Here is a 19,776-nt window from a genome sequence, read left to right as displayed (position 1 = left end):
AAGGCTCACCGTTTTTTCCAGCGAGTTTTTGCCGTTTTCCGGCAAAAACTGAATGAGATCACTCAATCACACTATTGATATTTAAACTGAATCATTACCGGATAGTGATCAGAAAGCTCATTGTAGTAACCATCATGATAGGTTTGTCCTGCTTCTTGTGGCCACTCACCTTCTAAGTAATCCCAGTACCAGCTATCCTTCGCTTTTAAGCGCACAACCTGCATTTGCGGCTGGTTAACAGGCTTGCCATGATCACGACTCCATAAAATATAATCTAACGTCGTGTTGTAATTCAGATCATACTCAAAGTGATACGCGTTTGCTTTAGTAAACCAGTTATGTTCAGCGGAGAAAGAGGTCACTTCAGGCTCAGAGAAGCGCAGTGCACCATTAAGTGCCGCTTTCATATCCTTAATTTCATCTTGACGGCTCCATTCCACATTCATATCTCCGCCGACAATCACGGGTTCGTCAGTCGGTATGTCTTTGTTGCTAATAAATTGTTTGATCTCGCCAAGTTGCCCTAAACGAACCTCGTGTTCTTCATCAGACATGCCATCATGCGTGGCTTGTAAGTGCGTACCTATCAAATGGAAGATCTCGCCATTTTTATCGATCTTAGCGTACGCAAACCCCTTATTTGCTTGATAGTCCCAGCTGCCCCGTAAACTGTTATTATAAATGTGCGCTTGCTGGGTCAAAATCGGATACTTGGAAATAATGGTGACGCCACCCCGGACGACGAAAGGAGAGTTAGAGCAATCTCCTGTTAATGCATCCCAACCCTCACCACTGCAATCTTGCCCCACATTGGGCGTTTGGTAAGGATATAGGTTGGCAAGTTGGTTCATTGCTTGCTCTGCTTCAGCGTTGAAGGCTTCGCTAACCAAAATGATGTCGGGCTGGGTATCCATGTCGGCAATCGCAGTCGGTAAACGAGCCGCTCGTTCTGCTTGATCCCAATCTTGTAGGTTGCTCAATTGCATGATGTTATAAGCCATCACGTTAAGTTCGCCAGCATGAGCGCCGACACTTAGCAATAAAGCCGCTACCCCTGAAAACAGTTTTTTTCTGTTCATATTTCCTCTTTGCGTTTTGCTTTCTAATTATGTTTGGGGCCAAGCCCACTCAAAGATTAGAACCCTAACGAAAAGAGGTTAGACCACACCAAGAATCCTTCGTATTTTATGATATGTTTGTAACTAAGATCACACTTGCGTAACAGCGCTGACTATTTCGCTTACTCTTTGGTCAATAGTTGTGTGTCTGTGGTAAACGTATGCTTTCTTAGCATGGTTGCTAGTTCGTGTTGTCGAACAGGCTTAGCAATATAATCATCCATGCCAGCCGCTAAGCATGCTTCTTTATCTTCTGCTGTTGCGTTGGCAGTTAATGCAATAATGGGGATTCGGTCCGTGCGAGACGCTTTACGCCTGATCAGTGCTGCCGCCTCATAGCCGTCCATGACCGGCATTTGGCAGTCCATGAAAATGGCGTCAAAAGGCTGACTGCTCCAAAGGGCTAACGCTTGCTCGCCGTTATCCGCTGATCGCACATTGATGCCTAACTGCGTCAGCATAGCTTCTGTAACGCGTTGATTAACTTTGGAATCCTCAACCACGAGAACATGTAGCCCTGCCAGTGATGTCCCCTTTCCTGTTGAACGCACAATACCCAGCGTGGGCTGTCTTTGTTGAAGGATCCGAACTAAATTAGCTTTTAAATCATTAAATTGATAAGGGCGTCCAAGATAACCTTCAATGCCTGATCGCTCGATGCGCGGTCTATCAATCACATCAGGCGCAGCCGTCAGCATGATAATGGCTGGGCTTCTCTCACCCAATTCAGTGACAATTTGCTCGGCGAGACTAAAGCCATCCATTTTGGGCATGATCTTATCAAGCAAAACGACTTTAAATGGAGATTGGCTATCAAGCCGTTCTTTAATAAGCGGCAACGCATCATCGGGATGCATACAACAGGTCACTTGACAGCCGAGATTACTCAGTTGCGCGGTTGTAATCCGCATATTAAGACGACTGTCATCAACCAGTAGCATTGGCGCGCCCGCGAATAAATACGCCTCTACGGGCGTCGCAAGCGGCACATCTGCACATTCAAAGCGCGCCGAGAACGAGAATAGGCTACCCACATCCACTTCACTTTCTAGGGTGATTCGCCCCCCCCATCAGGTTGACAATTTGCTGAGAAATCGCGAGGCCTAACCCAGTACCACCTGCGGTTGCTGCTGAAGCGTCGCCTTGCTCAAACTTACCAAAGATACGATTTTGCGCTTCAATCGGAACACCAGGTCCAGTATCTTTCACTTGAAAACGAAGTACACAAGCGTTTCCCTCATCAAGAACTTTGGTAATCGAAACGGCGACTTCGCCTTGTTCAGTGAATTTAATCGCATTCCCGACTAGGTTGATCATCACTTGGCGTAATCGCGGTGTGTCACCAACCAGCAAGGGCGATATCTCTGGGTCAATCTCACAGCCAAACTGTAAGTGTTTCTCTTTAGCTCTCAACGTGAACAAGTTTTCCAGATCTTTACCCAACTCAAATACATTGAGCTCTAATGGTTCTAACTCTAACTTACCTGCCTCTATTTTAGAGAAGTCCAAGATATCGTTAATCACATCCAGTAACGACATCGAGGAGGTTTCTAGCATTTCAACGAACTCTTGTTGTTCATCATTCAAACGCGTACTTTTCAGCAGCGATGCCATCCCGATAATGCCGTTCATTGGCGTACGGATTTCATGGCTCATGTTGGCCAGAAACTCGCTTTTTTTGTGGCTGGCCTTTTCGGCATCCAGCTTCTCGTTCTCAACCCGCGATAGCGTTTGGCGAAATTGAGTGACCATAGCATTGTAGCGCGCCTCAAACCCCCACCAACCGCGACATTCTGGTGGGACACTGATTTGATTTGGTAAGCCGTTGTCCCATTGATTCACCTGTTGGTGCAGAGCCGATAATGGTGCGGTGAGATACCGTTGCACTATCCACATTGACGCTATCACGCCCAGCCCTGAAACCCCCAACCAACCTAGAAACGCCCACTTCGCACTCTCTCCTAGATAAGCACGTAATGCGGTATAGTTCGAGGCCACATCAAGCTGGCCAAGTACATATTCATTGCCTTCTTTTTTGGCAATTAATGGCCAACTCATCTGGATCGATTGTTGAGTTGGCTCTACACCACGTTCAATTTGTGTGCTGTCAGCATCATAAACGTGTATGTAATCGATTTCTGGTTGTGCAATAAGTTGTTCAATTTGTTGTTCAAATGCTTGTGTTTCTACTCGCCATAGGTGATCAGTCATGGTGCGGACATCACGGCTGCCAACATCTTGTAACACGCGCTGGACCTGTGATTTATGGGATTGATAATCGGCAAAAAGTAATAGTGATGCGAATAAGGCGATGAGTATTACCCAGCATAGCGCCAGCTTCGTCATCAACGATACTGATAAGGAATGGCGTAAAATGGCTTTGCCTGCTTTCATAATCACCTATTTAATCGAAGAGCTTGCCCTATAAGCATAGAGCCCGTTCGTCGTTGGGGCGAAAAATATCCGGCTAGATACAAGGAAAGGTAGACAAAAAGGCGCTCCGGTTAAAGAGCGCGAAGGGTTTTATTTTCTGAGCGATCAATCCAACACGCCGCGACGTATTTGATCAAGCTCAATCGATTCGAACAGAGCCTTAAAGTTACCCTCACCAAAGCCTTGATTGCCTTTACGCTGGATAATTTCAAAGAAAACAGGACCAATAACTGTATTGGTAAAAATCTGTAGCAAGATGCCAGTATCCGCGTCACCATCAATCAGAACACGAGTATCACGGAGCTCATCAATATTTTCTTCGTGACCGCTAACACGCTGATTCACTTGCTCATAATAGGTCTCTGGCGTATCCATAAACGCCATTCCCCGATCTCGCAGCGTGCGTACTGTTTGATATATATTCTCTGTCGTCATTGCAATGTGCTGAATACCCTCACCATTGTACGCTTTTAGGTACTCGGCAATTTGTGACTTATCATCACTGGATTCGTTAATCGGGATACGGATTTTTCCGCACGGAGCAGTCAATGCACGAGATTTTAGCCCTGTTTTTTTGCCTTCAATGTCGAAAAAGCGGATCTCTTTGAAATTAGCGATACGATCATAGAAATCAGCCCATACATCCATGTTGCCAATATCGACATTGTGCGTCAGGTGATCGATAACCTTCAATCCTGCATCGGCTTCTTTAAGGCGCGCTTGCCAATCAGGATAGAAGTCGAAATCAACCTCGTAAATACTCTGATCACCGTAACGATCAACAAAGTAGAGTAACGAGTCGCCAATGCCATATACCGCCGGGATGCTAAGCTCCATCGGACCGATATTGGGCTCAACCACTTTGGCACCTTGTTTTGCCGCGTAAGCAATTGCATGAACAGCATCTTGCACACGGAATGCCATCGCATTCACGCTCGCGCCATGATGCTCTGCAAAGCTTTGTGCCTGAGACTCGGGTTCGCCATTAACAATAAAGTTGGTATCGCCTTGGCGATACAGCCAAACATGCTTGTGTTTGTGCTTGGCAATTTCAGCAAAACCCATCAATGAAAATAGACTTTTCAACGCATCAATACCAGCTTGATCGGGGGCGGTATATTCCACAAATTCAAACCCATCTGTCCCTAATGGGTTAATGGTTTTTACCGGTTTTTGCAGTGTGGATGTCATAATGGTTCCTCCTTGTTGATGCCAGTAGGAATAGCATGACGCCAAAGTAAGCACTAGTGATCCAGCACGCTCAGGTCGTTACAATACTGTTAACCAATACTGTAATACTTACTGAACAGGAAAGGGAAAGCCTCAAAAAGTTGTTTTTTATCAATGCGATAAAACAAAATGGCATGTAAAGAGACTCAATAATCTCTATACACTTTGTTTACATAAAAGAAACAAAAACAGGAGAAAGGGCGGGGCATTTCAGATAAACGCACCGACGCTACGAAGAGCGACGGCCAACCAAGTAGGTAAGAGAGGCGTGACCGATTGATAATGGCTTCCGATGAGCAGAATGTCGGGAAACCCGCTGTCTACAGGTGGGATCCTGTTGAACATCGTCTGCCATCAAGGTTTAAACCTTCAAGCTCTAAATCTTCAAGCTTTAAACCTTCAAGCTATAGCTGGTTTGCTGTGCGTTGGGGGTAACCGTTTTTTGAACTTGGTCCATCAATGCCTGTTGCTGCTGATTGTACGCGTCCGCTTTTGTCTTTTGCGCCTCTTGCTCAGCAACACGATCAATTAAAGCTTGATAGTCGCGTTTATCCTCGCGCTGCTCACTCGATGCGGCAGTCTCTTTTTGCTCCTCCCGCTCTTTACGGATGACTTCAGCGCGTTCTTGCACACTCATCGAGTTATTGAGACCGCCGTTGACCTGATCATCCTGACGGTCACGTTGACGCTGCATATATTGCTGCGACAAAGGTTGCGAGTTGATTGACGTCGGCATAGGTCCTCTCTTAAACAAGGTGACATCTTGATTAAATTTTAGCCTATTTCTCCTCAGATTGATATCACAATGTATGCTTAAGACGCTTGCCTTTGGCCCAGTTGTTGCACGTTGATCTTTCAGTGGCGCAACGTTGCGAGAAGAAGCAAAGGCTTAGATGACCAACCGCCCAAGAACCTATTGATCAATACAACAAGGAGAAAAACTATGCTGACCGGTAAACACTGTGTCATTACGGGAGCCGCTCAAGGTATTGGCCGTTCCATCGTCGAGACATTTGTCGAACAGGGAGCACACACCGTTTACGCGCTAGACCGGACTGTAGATAACATGCAAGACTGGCAAAACCATGCCGTAATAAAACCCGTGGCGCTCGATGTCTGCCACAGAGACGCTGTCGCCAGCTGGGTGCAGACGCTGCACCAACACAACGCAGTCATCGATGTGCTCGTTAACAACGCAGGGATCACGCGTGATAATTTGCTAACCAAAATGAGCGAAGAGGATTGGGATGCTGTCATTGATGTGAATCTTAAAGGGGTATTTACCATGACACAGGCGATAACACCGCTGATGCTCGCTCAAGAGCATGGCGCGATTGTCAGTTTATCGTCAGTGGTCGGTACCGATGGCAATATTGGCCAAACCAACTATGCCGCATCAAAAGGAGGTGTCATCGCAATGACAAAAACCTGGTCAAAAGAGCTCGCTCGTCATGGCGCACAAATTCGCGCCAACTGTGTCGCACCTGGATTTATCGAAACGCCTATGACCGCCAACTTACCAGATAAAGTCATCGACATGATGAAAGGGAAGACACCACTCGGGCGAATGGGTACCGCACAAGACATCGCGAATGCGATCAGTTTTCTTGCCAGCGACAACGCGAGCTTTATCACAGGTCAAACACTTAAAGTTGATGGTGGATTAGTCATATAATGACGTGATATCCATCTACAACATTGAGCGTTTTATGACCCCGACACTTCTTATCACTGGCGCGAATCGCGGAATCGGCTTAGCCCTTACCGAGCGGTATCTTGAACATGGCTGGCGTGTTATTGCTTGTTGCCGCTTTCCGGGTTCCGCGCCGCATTTAATGACGCTAAAAAATCACTATGCCTCACTGACAACACAGGCGTTGGACGTGACAGACCACGCCGCAGTGCAACAACTTGCATCAAACCTCAGTGACACGCCCATTCACTTACTGATCAATAATGCCGGTCAATATGGTCCCAAAGGCTATCAGCTAGGAGAAACGGACACAGAGGCGTGGCGAGAGGTGTTAGCGGTCAATACCATTGCGCCACTAGTCATGGCTGAGTCGTTTATCCTACATCTCACGCTTGCCAACAATAGCGGACATACTCCTATTTTCGCCTTCATCTCATCAAAGGTGGGGAGTATGAGCGATAATCAATCAGGAGGGGGTTATATCTACAGAAGCTCCAAAGCCGCTCTAAACGCAGTCGTCAAAAGCTTATCAATTGATTTACGACCAAAAGGGATTCGCACCGTCGCCCTACACCCTGGCTGGGTACAAACCCAAATGGGCGGTCCTAATGCGCTGATTACCGCCGACATCTCGGCGCAAGGGCTCAAGCAAGTTCTCGATACACTCACCGACAGCCAAAGCGGACACTTTTTAGATTATCAAGGAAACACCATTGCGTGGTAGGCCTGTAGCGGTGGCGTTCAAATCGGGAAAAAGGTCATAGAGGCCATACTGTGTACCACTTGATTGATATTACGATTGGTACTGTCCGCCACCATCAGTGCCATCATATCTTGGATCAAGATCATCTGACTCAGTAAGCGCTCATAACTATAATTGGGGACACCATTTGCATTCATGCCGTTACTGAGCAGCAGCAAATGATCTTGATCATCACGACGGTTATTTAACAGCCACGCAATTTTTTCAAGGTTACGTGCACAGTTATAAAGCTTTTGCTGATCAATATCATCGAGTAAGAAGAACTCAGTCTGGTGATTATAGCTAGCGCTTATCATCCCAGTGACACCGGCCATCAGTGCGAATACACGATCACCCTCGAACTCAGTAGAAAATGCCAGCGGCAACAATGCAATGCCGTCCATTCCACCCAGCTCACGGAATCCATTCTGGGGACGCTGCTCCGCCATTAGCTGGTGAACGCGTTGGTCGATAGTCATTCCGGGCACTTTTTTTAGCTCTCTGGGATTACGTTTATAGAGCTTGATCAATAGTCGTTCGGTGATCTGACGAATTTCGGCGATATGAATATCGGTAATCAAATCCATATCTGATTTCGCAAGATTTTTTATATCAAACGGCCGTCCCAGCTTTTGTGCACATCCTGTTAGGCTGAGTATCAATAACCCCACCCAAAACCCGCGCATCATAGTGTTATCCTTACATCCTTTGTCGGCGCTAAGGATACGCATTTCACGCCCAGTCGTGGACTGAAAGAGATAACTTTGTATGGAATATCACATTTTTAGCTTTTTCGAGCATTCCCTTTTCGACTGCAGCATCACGCGTCAGAAGAACAAGATTGAGAAAATCGTTTTCTTGCCTCTGAATAGCCTAGTGTCAACGCAATAAATCAAGGCAATCCATCGCGATCACGCGTTCTTCATCGGTCGGGATCACCCAAACGCCCACCTCACTGTCAGCGGCTGAGATACAGATTTGGTTCAGTTGATTCGCCGATGCATCTAACCTGATGCCAAGCCAACCACATTGGCGCACGACACTGTCTCGTACGGGTGCTGCATGCTCGCCAACACCCGCCGTAAACACCAAATGATCGAGTCCTCCCAAGGCGGCAGTCAAACTCCCGATCTCTCGGGCGATACGATAACAATAATGGTCGATCGCCTGCTGGGCTCTGGGTTTATCACTACGTAATAATGTTTGCATATCACTGCTGATCCCAGACAAGCCTAACAGGCCAGACTCCTTGTAAAGGAGTTTGCTCACCTCAGCGACCGTCATTCCTTCTTCACCGATGAGATGTAAAACCAATCCGGCATCAATTGCGCCACAGCGCGTCCCCATGGGTAACCCTTCTAGCGCTGTAAACCCCATGGTCGATGCAATACTCTGTCCTGCTTGGATCGCACATAAGCTGGCACCGTTACCCAAGTGGGCCACAATCACACGTGCTTGGGGATCATAATTAGGAATCATGGAAGGTAAGCAACGGCAAATATAATCATAGGAAAGCCCATGAAAACCGTACCGTTGAAAGCCGCGATCGTACATCGCATAAGGCAACGCAAATTGGCGAGCCTCTAAAGGCTGCTTCGCATGAAAGGCGGTATCGAAGCAGGCAATTTGAGGCGTACCTGGCAATCGCTCGTCTAGCGCTCGAATGGGTGCGAGGCTATAAGGTTGATGCAATGGCGCCAAAGACGTCAATGCGCCCAGTAGCGTCACTTTATCCGGATCCAGGCGGGTGGCACAATCATAGTACATCCCCCCATGAACCACACGATGTCCGACCGCAATGAGGCGTTTGAGCACATTATGCTGCCCTAACCAATCGAGTAACGACATAATAGCCGCCTGATGATCGTTGGCCTCAGCCGGAGCAGTGGCATAGGTATGATTCCCGGCATGCATGATCACCGCGGTTCGTTCTGTCCCTAGTCCAGAGAACTGCCCCCGAAATACACAGACTTGCTGATCCGTGTTGTCAGAATTAGACATTTCGCCAGCGTCGAACAACGCAAACTTTAGGCTCGACGAACCACTATTGATTACGAGTATATTTTTCATCATCCACTAGACACGCGACTTATCGAGCGATTTTCGTTGATAGTCCGCCAGTAATAACGCTAGCGCGCTTGACGCTATTCGCGTTAAAGCGTCATCGGCTCGACTGGTTAACATAATGGGCACTCTTGCGCCCACCACGACACCAGCGCCTTTGGCATCGGCAAGATAGCTGAGTTGTTTCATCAGCATATTGGCCGCTTCTAGGTCGGGAGCCATCAAGATATCAGCACGCCCTGCCACTGGCGACTCAATACCTTTTGTTGCACGCGAGTCCTCAGAAACGGCACTATCAAAGGCCAGTGGGCCATCAAGGACCCCACCCGTGATCTGACCACGTTCAGCCATTTTGCACAGCGCGGCAGCATCAATCGTCGCATTCAACTTCGGATTAATCGTTTCAACGGCTGACAATATGGCCACTCGCGGATGGGCGTTCCCGATCGCATGCGCCAGCTCAATCGCGTTTTGAATGATATCGCGCTTTTGCGCGAGCCCTGGGTAAATATTGATCGCAGCATCGGTAATAAATAACGGTCTTGGATAGGTCGGAACATCGAATGCCATTACATGGCTTAAACAACGTTCAGTACGCAATCCTCCCTCACGTTTGACAACCTCGTGCAACAGTTCGTCAGTATGCAACGCGCCTTTCATTAATGCTTCAATTTGACCCGCTCGTGCCATTTGCACGGCGCGCTCTGCAGCCGCGTGACTATGCGGAGTATCGACAATTTCGAAGTCCTGAATATCCACTTCGGCGGTGTCTGCAGCGGCGAGAATTTTATCTCTTGGCCCCACCAGCGTTGGAATGATTAGTTGCTGTTTTGCCGACGCAACCGCGCCACGAATAGAACTGTCATCAACGGGGTGGACGACCGCCGTATGCATGGGATCAGGATGATCCGCTGCGGTAAGAATCGCGTGTAACTGCCCACGCTCAGACAAGCGCACTTCTGGCATAACTGTCCGTTGACGGCTTACTTTTTTAGTGGGGGCTAATACGCGTGCTTCGCCTTCGATGACCGTATCGCCGCGTTGATTTTCGCAGCGACAGGCAAACACAATATGATGGCGTTTATCGTCCATTTGGTCGACGCGTACGATTACTCGAAGTACGTCGCCAAGCATGACCGGTGCTTTAAAGGCCAACGTTTGGCCTAAATAAACCGTCCCAGGCCCGGGTAACTTGGTACCGAGCACCGTTGATATCAATGCGCCGCCCCACATGCCATGGGCAATAATCTCTTGGAAACGGCTGCTTTTGGCAAAGTCATCATCCACATGAGCAGGATTGACATCACCGGACATTATCGCAAAAAGCTTAATGTCCTCCATGGTTAAACGTTTTTCTAAAAACGCCTCATCACCGATTGAAATTTCATCGTACGTCTTATTCTCGATGACCTCCTCGTTATGTGTCCCTGTCATAGTAAGCTCCTTAATCGTCTATAACGTCGAAAAATACGCTGATTTAAAAACGAAGATGATGACCGGCGTCGACGTAGTGCGTTAGCCCTGTCAGTACACGCCCTGCATCAGCGGTAAGATAAACAACCGCATTCCCCACATCCTGTACCGTTGCCAGTCGACGTAACGGCGATCGCGTTTCACCGTCTACCGCCAACGCTTCAAATTCTTTTAATCCAGAGGCGGCACGCGTACGAATTGGGCCTGGAGAAATGGCATGAACACGGATACCTTGCGGCCCAAGTTCAGCGGCGAGATAGCGCGTGGTCGATTCGAGCGCGGCTTTAACCGGTCCCATCAAGTTGTAATTATCCACGGCTTTTTCTGCGCCATAGTACGACATGTTAAATAATGAGCCCCCAGCTGACATCAGAGGCTCTGCCCGCTTAGCCATGCGAATGAACGAGTGGCAGGAAATATCCATCGCGAGCGAAAAGCCTTCTCGAGAGCAATCCACCACCCGACCGTGTAAATCATCTAACGGCGCAAACGCGATCGAGTGAACAACAAAATCAATCCGCCCCCATTTTTCTTTGGCACGCGCAAATAGCGCATCCAATTGGTGGTCATCTTGCACATCACACAACATCATTTCAGGATCCCCCATTGACGGCTTCAGGGGGGTGACAAAGCGCTCTGCCTTAGGTGACCCATACGTCACCAGTACGTCTGCGCCTGCTTGGTGTAACGCTTGGGCGCAGCCAAAGGCAATGCTATTTTCATTCGCCAGGCCCGCCACAATGCCGACTTTACCTTCAAGTGAGAAAGGATGTTCCACGATGTTCTCCCTAGATTTATAACGAAAGCGTGAGCCGCTCCACGTGAGGCGTTCAACACATAGAGCAGTTACACTAAAAAATGTGCTGCCTACTTTAGAGGACTCACAAGCTTTTAACTTAGACCCAAATCAGGACTAAAGGCAAAATTATAAATGAAATGAGAAGCAATCTTTGTAAGAAAACAAGACACTTTTGCAAAACTTTAATGACAAGCCTGCACAATAGGCTCAATGGAGAGCTTTTACTCAATTTACGTAGGCGTGTGATAAATGAGCTCTGAGCCCATGACGAAAAAACGCCGCTTTTTATAGAAAAAGCGGCGTTACGCTAGCGTATATCGCGTGAATTTAAGCCAATTCGGCCATTACACATTTTGCAAGATCAGCCGGGCGATAGTACACGGACTTCATGACCTTGCCTTGACGAATCAATTTACCGTCAACCGTCACATCTGTTGCGCATTTGGCAATAATCCCGTCATCTTTCGGGCTTGCCACAACCTCAATGCCTTTTTTCTCATAGTAGGCTTGGGTATCCGCGAACGCCTGCGCATCGCGGCAAACTTTACTCATATTACTGCTATGCACTTCATCCCAACAGGTTATGAAATCGATCCCGAGTCGATTAGCAATTTGCAATAAAATATCAATCATATAACTGACTTCAAGTTGATCACGATACCCGCGCGACCCCATCTGTACGGCGCGTCCCATGAGGACATAAACACTGTCGACGATAGCATCAACTTGTTCAACCAGTGAGTCAGCCTCAGCCAGTTCGGTCATCTCCTCAACCGCCAATGCCGTATGAAGATCATCTGCTTTGTCATCTAATGAGGTTGGATCGTTACAAGGCAAATCAAACGTGATTCGAAAGGCTTCAATATCACGGTAAAGGTGGTCGTAAATCGCTTGATCGAGAACTGCAAATTTCATGTTTAAAGCCCTTTGAGAAACAAACACGCATGGCGTCATGCTGGTACACAAGGGGCAATACAATAGCACTGCTGGCGGGGAGTTAAAATCGATTGCGCAGATTCTTTAATATGACCTAGCGCTACAGCGCAAATATTACTCAAGCTTGGTGTCTACTCGCCGTTACCGTTTTATAATGAGAAAACACGTCAGGCGAATCTCGGCCAAAAGGATTGTTATTATGACCAAACGCTTATCGCTTGCTACGCTTTGTGCGGGCATGTTACTCGCCACAGCAGCACAGGCCCAAACATCGCCACTCAGTATCGGCGCTAGCGCCAGTGTTACCGATGTTAAATACGGATCTCAAACAGAGACAGGTCACACCTGGGAAGTGAATGGCACGTGGCGGCTGACCGATTATACCAGCCTGTATTCAGGGTATGGTGAAACCAGTGCCGACTTTGATAACGCCAATGGTACAGAAACAACGTTGACGTCCACCTATATTCCCGTTGGCGTACAAGTTAACTTCCCTATGACGATCGGCAGTGTCTACCTGCGTGGTGGGGGAAACTACTATCAAACCGAATTTGGGACGGATAAAGACATCGGTTGGGGCGCCAGCGGAACGGTTGGCTTTGAGTTACAACCGACTGTCGGTCCTAAAATGAACTTTGAGCTCACCTATGCCGATCGCGGCGATGCCGAAACGAGCTCCGTGAGTGTCGGTACCAGTATCGGCTTTTAACCGCTCATAGCAGGGTGCCAAACAACGGTCGTTACGATATAGATTACCACCGCGCGACATAACGCGCGGTGATATCATCGAAATACGGCAGACTACATGCCACCAGCAACATCAAATAAACTACCCGTCGAATAAGATGCATTATCTGACAGCAGCCAAGCAATCATTTCTGCTACTTCCAGCGTCGACCCCCCACGACCAAGCGGGATATTATCAGCCACACGCGCGACACGATCAGGTTCTCCTCCTGCCGCATGCATATTGGTATCAATTGGACCTGGGCGCACTGCGTTGACACGAATCCCTTCACGGCCCACTTCTTTCGCTAGCCCCATAGTCAGTGTGTCTAATGCGGCTTTGGTCGCGGCATAATCAACGTATTCATTGGGTGATCCGGTTTTAACCGCGGCGGAGGAAACATTAACGATAGCGCCGCCGTTACCACCACGAGATTGCGCCATGCGATGCACCGCCTCTCGGCAGCACAAAAAGGCACTGGTAACATTGGCTTGAAACATCGCGTTGATCCGCTCCGCATCCATACCGCTGACAGACGATTGCGGCAACATGATACCGGCATTATTCACCAATGCGGTGATATTCCCTAAGCGGTTATCCGCTTCACTGAACAACCGCTTGACACCTTCTTCACTCGACACATCGGCCTGAACGGCGATCGCGTTTACTCCAATCGCTTGAAGTTCATCAACAAGCGCAAAAGCAGATTCACTGTTGCTCAAATAGTTGATGCAAATGGCATAACCACGCTGTGCCAATAACTTCGCCGTCTCGCGGCCAATGCCGCCACTTGCCCCGGTTACAATCGCAACTGGATTCATTGCTACTCCTTTTCGCTCATTCTGCTGATACCGGTGGGTAGTATCCCATTCTCACTGCGCCCCAATGTTTACCTGCAACAAAGAGCGGGACAGAAAGGTCATGCATGACTTCACCGGTATCGCGCTTATAGGTTTGCAGCAGCATGGTATCAGTATGTTGCCCACAACGCCTACCTGTACGGTCATCAAATAAGCGTTTAGTCCGGTTACCGGTGATATCTTGCGCATAATCACCGGTTAATGGCTGACAAAAACGTTGATTATGCGTAGGAACATAACCGTTCGTGTCATTGGCTATCACGTAAACAATATTGTCATCGATGTCCAAAATAGGCTCTTGAATCGGCGGTAATAATCGATCACAAAACGTATCGAAACGGGTGGTGTATTTTTGTGGATGCGTATTGGCAATGGGTTGATAGTGGCGGTCAAACAAATCGGAAGGACTAATCTCGCCCTTCGCAAGGGCCTGTTCAAAAGCCGCTTCAATCCGATCTCGACATACACTCGCCGCTTTGAAAAAACGCTGATGAGGGCTAGCATCGGAGAGCTCAGCAAAAACCGCATTGGTTTTTTCTGCGGTATCCATTAATCCCTCGGCTTCTTTACTCAAGACCGTGACTTGCTCATCACTGATTTCAAGTCCAGATCGGACCTGTACCAGCGCGGATGCAATTTGCTCTAAACTGGCGCTATTCTGTGATGACCCATGGGCTATCTCTTTTACCGCTTCTTCAACCTGATCGGCTCCCGAAGAAAGCTCGGTTAAAATGTGCCCGACACGCTCAACATTTTCAGTGCCTGACTCGACATCGGATGACAAGGCTTGAATATGTGCCATCACATTACTCGACTCTGCCATAATGTGTTTTATGATTGTCGCGACTTCACTTGTGCTCTGTGAAGTCCGCTGCGCAAGCTGTCGTACTTCATCAGCCACCACCGCAAAACCACGCCCCTGCTCACCAGCTCGAGCGGCTTCTATTGCGGCATTTAATGCCAGCAAGTTTGTTTGTTCGGCGATATCATCAATAACTTGTGCGACGGCACTGACTTTATTGACGTTGGCGTCCAGAGCTTCAATTCGCGCAACCGTTTCGGCGGTTTTTTGGTTAATATCTCGCATCTCAGCAATGGATGCGGTCAGTTCATTTACACCCTGCTGACTAAGATCCCGCATACGAGTCACTTGCTCAACCGATTCAGTCTCGACTTGGCAAGCACGCGAAAGAGTTTGCTCAATATGTTGCGCTTTATCGGTAATCTCTACCACCGCAGAAAACTGCTCTGTCAAACGAGCCGTTAAAATGTCAGAGCGATGCGAGACTTCTGCGGCCGTCATCGCGTTCATTGTGGCACGCGTTGCTAATCGTCCAACGGTTTCAGTAGGAATGTCTAGTGTAGCGTTTTCAACTGCAGATTCTTGCTCGTGTCGCGGGAACAGATAGAGCTTTACGGCAAGACCTATGCCCACAGCTTGACAGGCCAATATCAACACAACCCATGTAAATTGCGCCGATACTACAACCCATCCTCCAAATATAGACAGCGCACAAACGACGCCAAATGCGACCCAAAATCCCATTTTGTTATCCACTACGATCCTTGTCATTTTCCACCTATAATCCTTATCTTTGGAACGGATTAGCACACTCAGTACGCTAAAAACCTAACGGTTACAGACACCTGCTAATACCGAGAGACTTTCAGCCTTGGTCCATTACAGATGCCATATTTTTTGGGTCATCGCGGTGAACACGATCAAATTTAGACTAAAGCCGTATGTCTAACATCTTGGGGATTAACTGTTGCGACGCAGTTGCGATACAAAAATAAATGCGACTCATAAACATCGAGAGTGTCTTTGTATGATAATTACCACAAACGTGATTAAATCCCACGCAAAATGCGCTAAGCTCTCCCTAGATTATTGTTATTAATGAGAGAACCATGATCCCCCATCGACGAATTCGCCAATCGATTCAGGCCTTTTTTATTTTAGTCACGATGAGCTTTTCGCTGGTATGGTTCTCATTAGCGGTGCTGCCAGAAAGCGAACAATTCGCCGTGATTTGGTACGTATCGGCTGCCGGCGCATTCGGGTTTAGCTGCTTTTCAGGCTACGTGAGGCTTGTCGCAGCCGCAGGCTTTTTCACCGGCGTCTTTTATGCCGATACCATGATGGGGATTCCCGCTTCACTCAGTGCCAGCATGGCGGCTGTCAACACTGCAACCGCCGGATTAGGTTGCACCATTTACCGATTAACGTACAAACGTTACGGTAACCCGTTCGAGAGTATGTGGCCCTTTATTCGAGGTTTAGCGCCCACACTTATCATCAGCCCTCTATTTGGTGCGACACTCGGTGCCAGTGTTCAGTCAATAGGAACCCATCAACCGTTCGATTACTTAGTACTTCGGTGGTTTATTAGCGAATTTGTCGGTTTTGTCGCCCTATTTCCTCTCTTGTTAGTCGTCAAAGAGAACCTCAGCGAACGACCTAATGATCGACTTGCGAAATCGAGCACGTTTTGGATCGCCTTGATAGCCCTGTGCTTGGCCGCGATCAGTACAATCAGCCTGTTGTTATATCTTTCACCTCACCCGTTTTTGGCGCTCACAGCGCTGTTTTTGTTGGCGGCAACACTGCAAAGTCGTCTGATTGGTTTAGGCTGTATCGCGTTAACATTACTAAGCTTTGACATTTTATCCGCCCTCGGTGCACTGACATTTCAAGTAGAAGCGGATCAAAAAGCCTCACTGTCTCGCATGGCGATGGCTGGTGCCGCCATGATGGTCGGGGTGATAATGACACAATTCGCATATAGCTATCGACGTCATCAAAAGCATCATCTGGAGCAACATGCGTTATTAACCCAAGCGATGCATAACTCCCTTATTGGTATGGCCATACTCGACCCTCGCGGCATCGTTCAAGACGCTAACGCGAGCCTTGCGCAGTTTTTTGCCTGTGAACCGCGTGTATTGCTTGGCTCCCATGTTTCTATTTTTACCCGCGAGCAAGATCAAGCGGCATTAAAAGACTATTTTAATGAACTGATCATGGGTCATACCGATAATAAACGGCTGGAGAAGCGCTTCCTGCGCGCGGATGGGGAGCAAGTATGGGGAAGGCTCTCTGTCACTGCGGTCCGTGACAAACATGCCGGCCATGTGACGCATCTCATCAGTCAAGTCGAAGACATTAATGCACTGAAAGCGGCACAGAGAGAGCAAAAACGCTGGCTAGAACGTTGGCGTTTTGCTTTAGATATCAACAAACTCGCCGTATTTGAACTGAATGTTCATACTGGCGTTATTTTGTTTTCAGGTTGGTCGGCGCCACTATTGGGGATCAGTGCAAAAAGCATCCAAACCTACCAAGCCTGGACCGCCCGAATCCATCCAGACGATTTACACGGCTGGGAGCAAGCCATGCGCCTGCTGGTTGAAGGGCGTACTGATCGTATGATCGAAGTATTTCGCTTTCAAAATGATCAGGGAGATTACCGATATCTACGGCAAGCGTCGGCGCGACAAACCGGTGAAGAGACAGAAACCGTGCTAAGTACGGTAATCGATGTCACCGAACAGCACCTAGCCAACCAACAAACCGATACCTTACGCCGCCGCCTTGAAGCCGCGACCAAAGCGGCTAACATTGGTATTTGGGAGTACAACGTCGCAGACGACACGCTCGAATGGGATGCGCAGATGTATGCGCTCTACGATATACCCGTCTCTGACGGTAAAGAAACATTGGCCACTTGGCAACATCGCCTCCATCCAGATGATGCCGATAGGGTCAAGCGTATACTCGGCAAAGCCCTCAAATATCAACAACGTATCGATACCCAATTCCGGATTCTCGATACTCACGGTCGAGCGCGTTACCTGCGTGCCCTTGCCAGTGTACAAATCGATGATAGCGGCAATACCATACGATTGATTGGCGCCAACTGGGACAATACTGAAATCAATGAACTCAACCAAACCCTTGCCCAAGAGCGCGAACAATTAAACGTAGTGATGAATTCCATCAACGATGCCGTAATCACCACCGACGACCAGGGTCATTTGGCCTATCTCAACCATACGGCGCAGCGACTGACTCTCAATGGTGAGGCTCGACCCCTTGGACAAACCATCGACGACATTTTCCAACTGTATCGTCAACAACAGCGCGTGTTGCTTTCGAGTTTACATAACAATCAAACCGCGACCTTTTTTGAAACACAGATAAAAGATGCCTACCAGCTTGTGTTAGCCAATGAGGAGCGCGTCTATGTCTCCGTGGCAGTATCGCCGTTAACCAGTCATCAAGGCTATGTGTATATTTTACGTGATGTGTCTGAAGAACATGCGTTAATGGCGCAACTCGACTACAACGCTAACCACGATCCACTGACACATTTACCGAACCGCCGGGCCTTTGAAACCATCATGGAAAGGCACCTTACACAACACCATGACGATACCCCGTCGGTACTTGCCTTTGTCGATCTCGACCTGTTCAAAATCATCAACGATTCTGTCGGCCACCATGCGGGCGACGATGTTCTCTGCCAAGTGTCTCAAGCATTGGCTGATAACATTCGCAGTGATGACACCGTTGCACGACTCGGCGGCGACGAATTTGCAGTCCTCCTCACACACTGCAATATGCGGGATGCCAAACAGACAATTGCCGATTTAATCAGTCGGCTCGAGAATCTATCTTTTTCTTATGAAGAGCGGATTTTCGCCATCAGTGCCAGCGTCGGCTTAGTCAATATCGGTGATGACGCCTTAACTCTGTCCGACTTAATGAGCCGCGCTGACGTTGCCATGTATGAAGCGAAGTCAGCGGGCCGTGGACAAATCGTCGACTATAACGATATATCAGGCTTCGCCCAAGGCCGCCACAACGATATGCAAATGGTCGGAAAAATTACCCGCGCATTGGCTGAGGATCGATTTACCCTGTATGGTCAACAAGTCGCTCCCGCGAAAGGACCAACCATTGAACACTGGTATGAACTATTAGTGCGGATGATTGACACGGATGGCAATATCATGAATCCGGGGCAATTTATCCCCGCCGCAGAGACCTTTGGTTACATTCGTGACATTGATGCGTGGGTGGCCAACTATGTGCTCAATACTCGCGCCCAAGAATTGGCCGACTCTGGCCTTAAATTTAATCTCAACCTCTCCGCGCACTCAATCAGCGATCCCAAGTTCCAAACACATTTGAAAGCCCTGTTAGCCTCATCCGTCTTTCCCGCTGAGCGCTTGTGCTTCGAGATCACAGAGTCAGCCTTAATTAGCCACTTAAATACCGCCGTTTCATTTATCGATGAGTTACGCGCCTATGGGGCTCACATCGCACTAGATGATTTTGGCGCCGGCCTATGTTCTTTCCATTACTTGAAACTCTTTAACGTTGATGTCGTGAAAGTGGATGGCCAGTTCGTTGCCAACCTCACCGATAACGAAAACGACATTGACCGAGTGATCCTCGAATCTATCGTCAGTATCTGTGACACCATGGGGTATAAAACTGTCGCGGAGTGGGTGTCTGATGAAGAAAAACTCGCGCGCGTACAAGAGATCGGCATTCATTATGTGCAAGGGTTTTTAATCGACTATCCCACGCCACTTGATACCTTGCTTGCCAACAAAGTATCGAACAAACAAAAAGGTGCTGAATAGGGTTGCGAGACGCCGAAAAGATAGGCAATTTAAGCTTTTTTGCTTG

General features: G+C 48.2%; 16 protein-coding genes. 4 read left to right on the top strand and 12 right to left on the bottom strand.

The genetic code is table 11. The annotated features are described in order from the left end of the window. Positions 1–71 precede the first annotated feature (71 nt). From BZG76_RS08110 to BZG76_RS08095, 5 genes are all read right to left on the bottom strand, one after another. Positions 72–1,079 carry a sphingomyelin phosphodiesterase gene (locus BZG76_RS08110; protein ID WP_025744874.1) on the bottom strand — a complete coding sequence of 336 codons (1,008 nt, stop codon included), beginning with the start codon at positions 1,077–1,079 and terminating at the stop codon, positions 72–74. A 161-nt stretch (positions 1,080–1,240) separates the two neighbouring features. Further along, positions 1,241–2,152 carry a response regulator gene (locus BZG76_RS15540; RefSeq protein ID WP_241824063.1) on the bottom strand — a complete coding sequence of 304 codons (912 nt, stop codon included), beginning with the start codon at positions 2,150–2,152 and terminating at the stop codon, positions 1,241–1,243. A gap of 7 nt (positions 2,153–2,159) precedes the next feature. Then, a complete protein-coding gene (locus tag BZG76_RS15535) occupies positions 2,160–3,512 on the bottom strand; it encodes a sensor histidine kinase (RefSeq protein ID WP_241824062.1) in 1,353 nt (450 codons plus the stop codon). Between the two features lie 144 nt (positions 3,513–3,656). After that, a complete protein-coding gene (gene hppD, locus BZG76_RS08100) occupies positions 3,657–4,742 on the bottom strand; it encodes a 4-hydroxyphenylpyruvate dioxygenase (RefSeq protein ID WP_077460864.1) in 1,086 nt (361 codons plus the stop codon). A 430-nt stretch (positions 4,743–5,172) separates the two neighbouring features. Further along, entirely contained in the window at positions 5,173–5,517 is a 345-nt protein-coding gene (locus BZG76_RS08095) for a hypothetical protein (RefSeq protein ID WP_077460863.1), read from the bottom strand. A 207-nt stretch (positions 5,518–5,724) separates the two neighbouring features. Here BZG76_RS08095 and fabG point away from each other — a divergent pair, with 207 nt between their 5' ends. Continuing rightward, positions 5,725–6,456, top strand: coding sequence for a 3-oxoacyl-ACP reductase FabG (fabG, locus tag BZG76_RS08090; RefSeq protein ID WP_021023758.1), 732 nt, complete (start codon positions 5,725–5,727; stop codon positions 6,454–6,456). 34 nt (positions 6,457–6,490) lie between these two features. Beyond that, complete coding sequence (locus BZG76_RS08085) at positions 6,491–7,198, top strand: SDR family oxidoreductase (protein ID WP_077460862.1); 708 nt, start codon at positions 6,491–6,493, stop codon at positions 7,196–7,198. A 17-nt stretch (positions 7,199–7,215) separates the two neighbouring features. On the opposite strand, the gene BZG76_RS08080 is transcribed toward BZG76_RS08085, so the two are convergent. From BZG76_RS08080 to BZG76_RS08060, 5 genes are all read right to left on the bottom strand, one after another. After that, complete coding sequence (locus BZG76_RS08080) at positions 7,216–7,905, bottom strand: hypothetical protein (RefSeq protein WP_077460861.1); 690 nt, start codon at positions 7,903–7,905, stop codon at positions 7,216–7,218. Between the two features lie 190 nt (positions 7,906–8,095). Continuing rightward, positions 8,096–9,286 (bottom strand): acetate/propionate family kinase, encoded by a 1,191-nt coding sequence (locus BZG76_RS08075; RefSeq protein ID WP_199878835.1) that lies wholly within the window; start codon positions 9,284–9,286, stop codon positions 8,096–8,098. 6 nt (positions 9,287–9,292) lie between these two features. Next, positions 9,293–10,714, bottom strand: a complete 1,422-nt coding sequence (locus BZG76_RS08070) for a bifunctional enoyl-CoA hydratase/phosphate acetyltransferase (protein ID WP_077460859.1) — start codon at positions 10,712–10,714, stop codon at positions 9,293–9,295. A 43-nt stretch (positions 10,715–10,757) separates the two neighbouring features. Beyond that, positions 10,758–11,531, bottom strand: coding sequence for an enoyl-ACP reductase FabI (fabI, locus tag BZG76_RS08065; protein WP_077460858.1), 774 nt, complete (start codon positions 11,529–11,531; stop codon positions 10,758–10,760). Between the two features lie 348 nt (positions 11,532–11,879). Then, a complete protein-coding gene (locus BZG76_RS08060) occupies positions 11,880–12,467 on the bottom strand; it encodes a nucleoside triphosphate pyrophosphohydrolase family protein (RefSeq protein ID WP_077460857.1) in 588 nt (195 codons plus the stop codon). Between the two features lie 220 nt (positions 12,468–12,687). Here BZG76_RS08060 and BZG76_RS08055 point away from each other — a divergent pair, with 220 nt between their 5' ends. After that, the gene (locus BZG76_RS08055; protein WP_021023765.1) at positions 12,688–13,197 is read left to right on the top strand and encodes an outer membrane beta-barrel protein; all 510 of its coding nucleotides are present in this window, start codon (positions 12,688–12,690) and stop codon (positions 13,195–13,197) included. 92 nt (positions 13,198–13,289) lie between these two features. On the opposite strand, the gene BZG76_RS08050 is transcribed toward BZG76_RS08055, so the two are convergent. After that, a complete protein-coding gene (locus BZG76_RS08050; protein ID WP_021023766.1) occupies positions 13,290–14,036 on the bottom strand; it encodes an SDR family oxidoreductase in 747 nt (248 codons plus the stop codon). A 16-nt stretch (positions 14,037–14,052) separates the two neighbouring features. Continuing rightward, positions 14,053–15,648, bottom strand: a complete 1,596-nt coding sequence (locus BZG76_RS08045; protein WP_077460856.1) for a methyl-accepting chemotaxis protein — start codon at positions 15,646–15,648, stop codon at positions 14,053–14,055. A gap of 338 nt (positions 15,649–15,986) precedes the next feature. On the opposite strand from BZG76_RS08045, the gene BZG76_RS08040 reads away from it, so the two are divergent. After that, positions 15,987–19,730 carry an EAL domain-containing protein gene (locus BZG76_RS08040; RefSeq protein ID WP_077460855.1) on the top strand — a complete coding sequence of 1,248 codons (3,744 nt, stop codon included), beginning with the start codon at positions 15,987–15,989 and terminating at the stop codon, positions 19,728–19,730. Positions 19,731–19,776 lie beyond the last annotated feature (46 nt).

Origin of the sequence: Salinivibrio sp. AR647 (assembly GCF_001995415.1) — a bacterium.
In the GTDB taxonomy this organism is placed as follows: Bacteria; Pseudomonadota; Gammaproteobacteria; order Enterobacterales; family Vibrionaceae; genus Salinivibrio; species Salinivibrio costicola.
This window is presented reverse-complemented; position numbering and strand designations above follow the sequence as displayed.

Bases quoted from the DNA above. Each gene is read 5' to 3' on its own strand.
- BZG76_RS15535 (WP_241824062.1), bottom strand. From the start codon at position 3,512: ATGAAAGCAGGCAAAGCCATTTTACGCCATTCCTTATCAGTATCGTTG.
- BZG76_RS08080 (WP_077460861.1), bottom strand. From the start codon at position 7,905: ATGATGCGCGGGTTTTGGGTGGGGTTATTGATACTCAGCCTAACAGGA.
- BZG76_RS08040 (WP_077460855.1), top strand. From the start codon at position 15,987: ATGATCCCCCATCGACGAATTCGCCAATCGATTCAGGCCTTTTTTATT.
- BZG76_RS08045 (WP_077460856.1), bottom strand. From the start codon at position 15,648: ATGACAAGGATCGTAGTGGATAACAAAATGGGATTTTGGGTCGCATTT.
- BZG76_RS08060 (WP_077460857.1), bottom strand. From the start codon at position 12,467: ATGAAATTTGCAGTTCTCGATCAAGCGATTTACGACCACCTTTACCGT.
- BZG76_RS08070 (WP_077460859.1), bottom strand. From the start codon at position 10,714: ATGACAGGGACACATAACGAGGAGGTCATCGAGAATAAGACGTACGAT.
- fabG (WP_021023758.1), top strand. From the start codon at position 5,725: ATGCTGACCGGTAAACACTGTGTCATTACGGGAGCCGCTCAAGGTATT.
- BZG76_RS08055 (WP_021023765.1), top strand. From the start codon at position 12,688: ATGACCAAACGCTTATCGCTTGCTACGCTTTGTGCGGGCATGTTACTC.
- BZG76_RS08095 (WP_077460863.1), bottom strand. From the start codon at position 5,517: ATGCCGACGTCAATCAACTCGCAACCTTTGTCGCAGCAATATATGCAG.
- BZG76_RS08050 (WP_021023766.1), bottom strand. From the start codon at position 14,036: ATGAATCCAGTTGCGATTGTAACCGGGGCAAGTGGCGGCATTGGCCGC.
- BZG76_RS08075 (WP_199878835.1), bottom strand. From the start codon at position 9,286: ATGAAAAATATACTCGTAATCAATAGTGGTTCGTCGAGCCTAAAGTTT.
- BZG76_RS08110 (WP_025744874.1), bottom strand. From the start codon at position 1,079: ATGAACAGAAAAAAACTGTTTTCAGGGGTAGCGGCTTTATTGCTAAGT.
- BZG76_RS08085 (WP_077460862.1), top strand. From the start codon at position 6,491: ATGACCCCGACACTTCTTATCACTGGCGCGAATCGCGGAATCGGCTTA.
- hppD (WP_077460864.1), bottom strand. From the start codon at position 4,742: ATGACATCCACACTGCAAAAACCGGTAAAAACCATTAACCCATTAGGG.